The following is a 7,728-nucleotide window of genomic DNA, read 5'->3' as shown; positions in this document are numbered from 1 at the left end:
GTTTAGTTTTCAAAGTTCACTATGTCGCTCTGAGGCGACTTAAACATCTTAACATTTTCTGTTGAATGTTGTCAATGTTTTTTTTAAGTTTTTTTCGTTGTCGTTTCGAATTAATGTGACAACGTTTAATAATATAACATCTATAAAAACAAAATACAATACCTAATTTTAAATTCTTTTTATTCAGATAGTTTCTACCAGATTCCAATAAATAAATGATGTCCTTATTCCTTTAAAAAGATACATCCAATCATAAAAAAACTGGCTAAAAATATTCCTTCAGCCAGTTAGTTAAATCTTATTTATGTCTCATTAATGGGAACAATAGAACGTCACGGATCGAAGGAGAATTAGTTAACAACATAACTAATCGATCAATACCTATTCCAAGACCACCAGTTGGTGGCATACCATGTTCTAATGCTTCGATGTAATCATCATCCATCATATGTGCTTCGTCATTACCAAGCTCACGTTCTTTAAGCTGTGCTTCAAAACGCTCTTTTTGGTCAATTGGATCATTTAACTCTGTAAATGCGTTAGCATGTTCACGTGCCACAATAAATAACTCAAAACGATCAGTAAATCGTGGATCGTCAGCATTCTTTTTCGCAAGCGGTGAAATTTCTACAGGGTGACCATAAATAAATGTAGGTTGGATTAATGTTTCTTCAACTTTTTGTTCAAAGAATTCGTTAATAATATGACCAACAGACATATTCTCATTAACTTCAACATTATGTTCTTTAGCATATTGTCTTGCTTGCTCAACTGACATCTCTGGCCAGAAATCTACTCCACAAGCTTCTTTAATCGCATCTACCATATGAAGTCTAGTCCATTTTGGCTCTAGGTTTACTGTGTACTCACCGTAAGGAATAGTAGTAGTACCTAAAACTTCTTTAGCGATATGAGCGATTAGATTCTCTGTAAGTTCCATAATGTCAGCATAATCAGCATAAGCTTCATATAATTCAATCATCGTAAACTCTGGGTTATGACGAGTAGAAATACCTTCATTACGGAATACGCGACCAATTTCATAAACTTTTTCAAGTCCACCTACAATTAGTCGTTTTAAGTGTAGCTCAATTGCAATACGCATATATAATTCCATATCAAGCGCGTTATGATGAGTGATAAACGGTCTTGCAGAAGCTCCACCTGCAATAGCATGTAGCATAGGAGTTTCAACTTCTAAATAACCTTGGCTATCTAAATAACGTCTCATAGATTGGATAATTTTACTGCGAGCAATAAATGTTTGTCGGCTTTCCATATTCATTAAATCTAAATATCTTTGACGGTAACGTTGCTCAACATCTTGTAAACCATGAAATTTATCAGGAAGTGGTAATAACGCCTTTGAAAGGAATGTATATTCTTTAACTTTAATAGATAATTCTCCTACATTCGTTTTAAATACCACACCTGTAACACCTACAATGTCACCTAAATCAGTAATATCAAAGATTTCATATTGTTCTTCGCCTACAGCATCTTTACGAACATAGATTTGAACTTGTCCATTTAAATCTTGAACATGTGCAAATCCAGCTTTACCTTTACCACGTTTAGTCATTACTCGACCTGCAAATGAAACAACAATCGCTTTTTCTTCTAATTCTTCTTTAGAATACTGGTCAAATTGTGCTAATAAATCATTTGAAGAATGTGTGCGCACAAACTTTTTACCGAATGGATCGATACCTTTTCCTTCAAGTGTTTTTAATTTCTCCCTACGTATAAGGGCTTGATCATTTAATTCTTCGTGACTCATTTTCTCAACTCCACGTAATTATTCAAAAATATTTAAATACAATATGATTTTAATAGAAAAACTGCCAGTATTTCGATCCGGCAGTTTTGTTTACTATAACTTATTATATTTTGTCAAGCGAAACCTGTCAAACTTACAAAGCTTGAGTAGCTTTCATTTTTTCTTCCACTTCATTAACGTATGTTGCTAACACTTCAACCATTTGAGCACGAGTACTAACCTCGTTAATTTGATTTCGAACTAATGCAGTACCTTTTAAACCTTTTAAATACCATGCTGCATGTTTTCTCATTTCCAATACAGCTACATGTTCATTTTTCAAATCAATTAAACGGTCTAAATGCAATAAACATACATCAATTTTTTCACGCGCTTCTGGCTCAGGCATTAATACACCAGATTCCAAGTATTTAACTGTACGATAAATCATCCATGGATTTCCTAATGCAGCTCGACCAATCATTACACCATCACAGCCTGTTTCATCTAACATACGCTTGGCATCTTGAGGAGTCTCCACATCACCATTACCGATTACCGGAATCGAAACCTGATTTTTAACTTCTTTAATCCAGCTCCAATCAGATTTCCCTTCATACATTTGATAACGAGTTCGTCCATGGACCGCAACTGCTTTTCCACCCGCTGCTTCAACTGCTTTTGCATTATCTACTACATATATGTGATCGTCATCCCATCCAAGACGCATTTTAACTGTAACTGGTTTACTAACATTCTGTGCTACAGCATATACCATTTCATGAATTTTGTTTGGGTCTAAAAGCCATTTAGCTCCTGCGTCTACTTTTGTAATCTTAGGAACAGGACATCCCATATTAATATCAATAATATCTGCATTCGTATTTTCGTCAACGTACTTAGCAGCTTCAACTAATGTTGATTTTTCTCCACCAAAAATTTGTAAGCTTAATGGCTTTTCACGTTCATCCATATAAAGCATATCTAATGTTCTTTTATTATTGTGAAGAATAGCTTTATCACTTACCATTTCTGCGCATACTAAACCTGCACCAAATTCTTTTACAGTTAAACGGAAAGCTGAGTTACAAACTCCAGCCATCGGTGCTAATACGACGGGATTTTTCATCTCGATGTCACCAATTTTTAGCACATCCCATCCTCCTTCTATCTACAAGAAAACTCTATATTGATAATTCCTCTACACTTACTTTTAATTGTTTTGCACAATCATGCAAAAATTGTTCAGTCGGCATACGATTCCCTCGCTCAACTTCACCTAACACAGAAACAGAAACTCCAAGGTTTTTTGCAAAGCCTTCTTGGGTAAAACCTTTTAATTTTCTAAAAGCCCTAATCCGTCTACCCCACTTTTCAGCTTCCATAATCGAACTCCTTTATCCTCTAAAAATTTAGTTTCAACCTTAATTGATTGGTTAATTTCTTTTAAGGGGATTAATACAAAGCTTCTTTCAAACATTCTCGGGTGCGGTATTCTTAGGTGCTCAACTTCTATATCTTCGTGATTATAGAGTAAAATGTCAAGGTCTATCGTTCTTGGACCCCAACGCAATTCCCTTTTTCTACCAAGGCTTTGTTCGATTCCTTGCGTAACATCAAGTAATTGAAGTGGTGTTAAATTGGTAGAAATTTTAATAACGAGATTTAAAAATGGATCTTGGTCTACGTATCCAACTGGGTCTGTTTCATAGATAGAAGAGATTTGTTCTACTTGAATGTCAGGATGATTCACTAATTCCCTAATAGCGTTTGTAAGAAAACCTTCTCGGTCGCCTATATTCGTTCCTAAACTTAAATATGATTCATTTTTCATATGCGACCTCTTGTTATTTCAACTGCTACAAAATCATAATTTCCTGGTATTGGTGGATCTGGTTTTATGACTTTTACAGTACATTGTTGAATTAAATCATATGTATTTAATAATTGTTTGGCAATCTCTTCAGCCACTGATTCAACTAAATCATAAGACTGACCTTGAACTACTTCTTCGCAGGTTTTAAATAAGTCTGCGTAACTTACTGAATACGCCAAATCATCTGTTTCTCCTGCTTTTTTTGTATCTAATTCGACAATTAAATCAACATTAAATCGTTGCCCTAATGTTTTCTCCTCTTTAAATACACCATGGTACCCATAAAATCTCATACCTGTAACATAAATTTTATCCATTTTTTACTCCAATCCTTAACATTGCGTCCATCATTTTAGCCATACGGGAAATCGCTAATACATCATGTACTCGGACAATTTCGCAGCCTTTCATAATACCTAAACAGACTGTAGCCCCTGTACCTTCCATTCGCTCATGTACTTCAGTACCAAGAACCTCCCCTATAAACCTTTTTCGTGAAGTACCAAGTAACACTGGATAATCCAATGCTTTGATTTGCTCCATTTGGTTTAAAACTTCTAAATTCTGCCCAGCCGATTTTGCAAAACCAACACCCGGATCCAAAATTATCATTTCATCCTTTACACCTGCGCGTTTTGCTATATTAATACTTTCAACTAAATCACAGACAAGATCACTCATTAAACTATAATAGTTTTCATCTGTTCGATTGTGCATTAAACAAATTGGAACATTGTATGCAGCTGCCACTTCAGCAATTTTAGGGTCTTTCTTTGCTCCCCAAACGTCATTAATGATTGTAGCTCCTGCTTCAACAGCTTGTTTTGCCACTTCAGATTTATATGTATCAATGGAAATTGGGACATCAATTTCTTTAGATAATGCTTTAATAATCGGAACAACTCTTCTTAACTCTTCGTCTTCGTCAACTATGGCAGCTCCAGGTCTTGTCGATTCCCCACCTACATCAATAATTTTTGCACCATCAGCAATTAACTTCTTTGCATGTTGTATCGCTAATTCAATTTCGTTGTATCGACCACCATCAGAAAATGAGTCCGGGGTTACGTTTAAAATCCCCATTACAATTGTTTCATTCGGAATTGGTAATGAGTAATTTCCACAAATCAAGGGTTTTGTTGCTCTTCTCACGCTTGTTCACTTCTTTCCATTTCATTCATGCTTAATAAGGATTTTCGATGAATTCTATAATCCTTCTGCAAATCCTTTATTACGCTACTTTCACTAACATTAAAAATCCGCTCACCAATTACTGTAACGGGAATAATTTCTTGGATTGAGTTTGAAATAAATATTTCATCCGCTTTTAACAACTCTTGTTCAGTATAGAAGCCCTCTTCAACTGTAATCCCTTTTAATTTAGCCCAATGAATCACGAACTGTCTCGTTATCCCATTCAAGATTCCCGTATCAACGTGTGGTGTATATAATCGACCTTGGTTAATAAAGAAGAGATTTGAAACGATACCTTCTGTAAGAAACCCATCTTTGTTTAAAAAGATACCTTCTATACTTGGTGAGTTACCGATTTCTTTTTTACCGATAATATTATTTAAATAATGATGAGACTTTAAACGCTCTTTTCCTTCAGGAGAGTTTCGAGGGGTATTTAGTATTACCCCTTCTTTCTCTAAGATATTACTTTCATGCATAGGTTTAATAAAAATGATGGTATTTGGATTCGAATACTGACCAGTGTATAAACCTATTTCACCTTCACCTGCTGAAACATTCAAACGCATATACGCATCTTGTAAACCATTTAATTCAATTAACCTATTTAAAATCGTTTGAATTTCCTCATCTAGCAAATTCCATTCGATATTCAAGTTTAATAACGACTTTCTTAAACGTTTTAAATGATCAAATAATAAAAATGGATGCCCATCATAGATCCGAAATGTTTCAAATACTCCTAAGCCATATAAAAAGCCATGATCAAATGGAGATATTTTCACTTCATGATCGTTCAAGAATTCTCCATTAAAATATAGTTTCATACTGTACTCCTAGACGGTTTATATGCTTGTAAAAAGTTTCTAAGCATTTCTTTCCCGAATTGTGACATAATCGATTCTGGGTGAAATTGTACTCCTTCAATCGGTAATGTCTTATGTTTTAAAGCCATTATTTCTCCCTCATTCGTCCAAGCTGTTATTTCAAGCTCCTCAGGGAACGTTTCTTTTTTAACAATTAAAGAGTGATATCGTGTCACATCAATTGGTGATGGTAGATCATTAAATAATCCTAAACCTTCATGTGTAATTGCAGATGTTTTTCCGTGCATTAAGCGTTCTGCACGTACTACGTCACCTCCAAACACTTGAGCGATCGATTGGTGACCTAAGCATACGCCTAAAATTGGGATTTTCCCAGCAAAGTGTTCAATTGCTTTTAAACTGATTCCAGCTTCGTTTGGTGTACAAGGACCTGGTGAAATCATCAAATAAGATGGGGCTAATGCTTCGATTTCTTCTAAAGTAATTTCATCATTTCGTTTTACAATTAACTCTTCACCTAATTCGCCTAAATATTGAACTAGATTATAGGTAAATGAATCATAATTATCAATCATTAATATCATTTTACATTCCCACCCATCTTTGCTTTTTCTTCACTTACTTTCTTAGCTGTCCATAAAGCTTGAGCTTTCTTAAGACTTTCTAAATACTCATGTTTTGGACTAGAATCAATAACAATACCAGCACCAGCTTGTACAAATGCTTGCTGGTCTTTTGTAATCATTGTTCGAATCGTAATGTTCAACTCCATATCTCCTGTGAAGCTAATCCACCCAACAGAACCTGTATAAATGCCACGCTTGGTCGGCTCTAGTTCTTCAATAATTTCCATCGTACGGATTTTTGGAGCTCCTGTTATTGTTCCCCCGGGAAATACTGCTTTTAATAAGTCAAATGAATCTTTACCCTTTTGTAGCTCACCTCTAACATTTGAAACAAGGTGCATTACATGCGAATACTTTTCGATTACTAATAGTTCGTCTACTTCAACAGTTCCATATTCGCATACTCTTCCTAAATCATTGCGCTCTAAATCAACTAGCATAATATGCTCAGCTTGTTCTTTTTCATTGGAACGTAGTTCTTCCATCAGTTGTTGTTCTTCCTCAACTGTTTTACCACGAGATCTTGTACCCGCTATTGGTCTTGTCCAAACTTCTTGATCACGTTTTGCTACTAATAGCTCTGGTGAGCAACTAACAATTTGAAACTCTTCAAAATCTAAATAGGACATATATGGTGAAGGATTTATTTCTCTAAGCTGCTCATATATATACAGTGGTTCTGTTACAAGCGTCTCAGATTGTAGCACCGATAAATTAACCTGGAATACATCCCCCGCACTGATATATTCTTTAACATTTCCAACAGCATCCGTAAATTTTTGTTCAGACATATAAATTGTTTTTTCAATCTCTTCGGTAGAAGTTCTTCTAGATAAATCGATTTGCTCTATTTCACTAATGTAGAACTCTTCTAAAGAGTCTAGTCGTTCTTGTGCCTGATCAGCATTTTTCATTTCATCTATAACAATAAAATATAATTGATTTTCTTCATGGTCATAAATAACAACTTCATGGAAGATTAATAAATAAACATCTGGAATATTGTAGACATCCTCAGCCATTGTTGGTAGGTCTTCGATATAATGGTTACAGTCATATGTGAAATAACCGATTGCCCCACCTTGAAATGGTGGTAGGTCATCTCTTTTTTCCGTTGTGTATTTAGATAGATATTCCTTTGCTAATTCAATTGGATTTCCTTCATACTCCACTTTCCCGGAGCATCCTTTAATCCCTACTTCGATCATTAATTTATTATCCTTCCCATATAACTTCGCAACAGGATTAGATGCCATAATTGAATATCTACCGTCACGACCACTTTCAAGAAGAACGGCATTCTTTTTCTCTTTTGCCGTTTCTACAAAGTATTTAAAGAAAGGTGTAGTATATTTGATAACTTTTGAAAAGATTTCATAATTCATGTGAATATCCCCCTCTGATAGCGCTTCTTTTTTCATTTTACACAAAAAGTAAGAAGTATAC

At 34.9% G+C, this 7,728-nt stretch carries 9 protein-coding genes; all 9 read right to left on the bottom strand.

The genetic code is table 11. From position 1 onward, the window contains the following. Positions 1-298: 298 nt before the first annotated feature. Positions 299-1,780, bottom strand: coding sequence for a lysine--tRNA ligase (gene lysS, locus CN946_RS17795; protein WP_098862359.1), 1,482 nt, complete (start codon positions 1,778-1,780; stop codon positions 299-301). 133 nt (positions 1,781-1,913) lie between these two features. Then, a complete protein-coding gene (gene dusB, locus CN946_RS17790) occupies positions 1,914-2,912 on the bottom strand; it encodes a tRNA dihydrouridine synthase DusB (protein ID WP_098429617.1) in 999 nt (332 codons plus the stop codon). Between the two features lie 31 nt (positions 2,913-2,943). Next, the gene (locus CN946_RS17785) at positions 2,944-3,144 is read right to left on the bottom strand and encodes a helix-turn-helix domain-containing protein (protein WP_056474403.1); all 201 of its coding nucleotides are present in this window, start codon (positions 3,142-3,144) and stop codon (positions 2,944-2,946) included. Further along, complete coding sequence (gene folK, locus CN946_RS17780; protein WP_098862358.1) at positions 3,096-3,593, bottom strand: 2-amino-4-hydroxy-6-hydroxymethyldihydropteridine diphosphokinase; 498 nt, start codon at positions 3,591-3,593, stop codon at positions 3,096-3,098. Before folK ends, CN946_RS17785 begins: the two co-directional genes overlap by 49 nt. Further along, positions 3,590-3,952: a dihydroneopterin aldolase gene (gene folB / locus CN946_RS17775; protein ID WP_098862357.1), complete on the bottom strand. Its 363-nt coding sequence runs from the start codon at positions 3,950-3,952 to the stop codon at positions 3,590-3,592. Before folB ends, folK begins: the two co-directional genes overlap by 4 nt. Continuing rightward, entirely contained in the window at positions 3,945-4,718 is a 774-nt protein-coding gene (gene folP, locus CN946_RS17770; protein ID WP_098862360.1) for a dihydropteroate synthase, read from the bottom strand. The genes folB and folP overlap by 8 nt, the downstream gene beginning before the upstream one ends. A 65-nt stretch (positions 4,719-4,783) precedes the next feature. Beyond that, positions 4,784-5,656 carry an aminodeoxychorismate lyase gene (gene pabC, locus CN946_RS17765; RefSeq protein WP_098862356.1) on the bottom strand — a complete coding sequence of 291 codons (873 nt, stop codon included), beginning with the start codon at positions 5,654-5,656 and terminating at the stop codon, positions 4,784-4,786. Further along, positions 5,653-6,240: an aminodeoxychorismate/anthranilate synthase component II gene (gene pabA / locus CN946_RS17760; protein WP_097979251.1), complete on the bottom strand. Its 588-nt coding sequence runs from the start codon at positions 6,238-6,240 to the stop codon at positions 5,653-5,655. The genes pabC and pabA overlap by 4 nt, the downstream gene beginning before the upstream one ends. Then, a complete protein-coding gene (locus CN946_RS17755; RefSeq protein WP_098862355.1) occupies positions 6,237-7,667 on the bottom strand; it encodes an anthranilate synthase component I family protein in 1,431 nt (476 codons plus the stop codon). The genes pabA and CN946_RS17755 overlap by 4 nt, the downstream gene beginning before the upstream one ends. Between the last annotated feature and the right edge of the window lie 61 nt (positions 7,668-7,728).

The organism is Bacillus sp. AFS053548 (genome assembly GCF_002575105.1).
GTDB lineage: Bacteria > Bacillota > Bacilli > Bacillales > Bacillaceae_G > Gottfriedia.
The sequence above is the reverse complement of the archived record's forward strand: the minus strand, read 5'-3'. Positions and strand labels throughout refer to the sequence as shown.

Coding starts and splice junctions, on each gene's coding strand:
- lysS (WP_098862359.1), bottom strand. CDS start 1,780: ATGAGTCACGAAGAATTAAATGATCAAGCCCTTATACGTAGGGAGAAA.
- CN946_RS17785 (WP_056474403.1), bottom strand. CDS start 3,144: ATGGAAGCTGAAAAGTGGGGTAGACGGATTAGGGCTTTTAGAAAATTA.
- folK (WP_098862358.1), bottom strand. CDS start 3,593: ATGAAAAATGAATCATATTTAAGTTTAGGAACGAATATAGGCGACCGA.
- folB (WP_098862357.1), bottom strand. CDS start 3,952: ATGGATAAAATTTATGTTACAGGTATGAGATTTTATGGGTACCATGGT.
- folP (WP_098862360.1), bottom strand. CDS start 4,718: ATGGGGATTTTAAACGTAACCCCGGACTCATTTTCTGATGGTGGTCGA.
- pabC (WP_098862356.1), bottom strand. CDS start 5,656: ATGAAACTATATTTTAATGGAGAATTCTTGAACGATCATGAAGTGAAA.
- pabA (WP_097979251.1), bottom strand. CDS start 6,240: ATGATATTAATGATTGATAATTATGATTCATTTACCTATAATCTAGTT.
- CN946_RS17755 (WP_098862355.1), bottom strand. CDS start 7,667: ATGAATTATGAAATCTTTTCAAAAGTTATCAAATATACTACACCTTTC.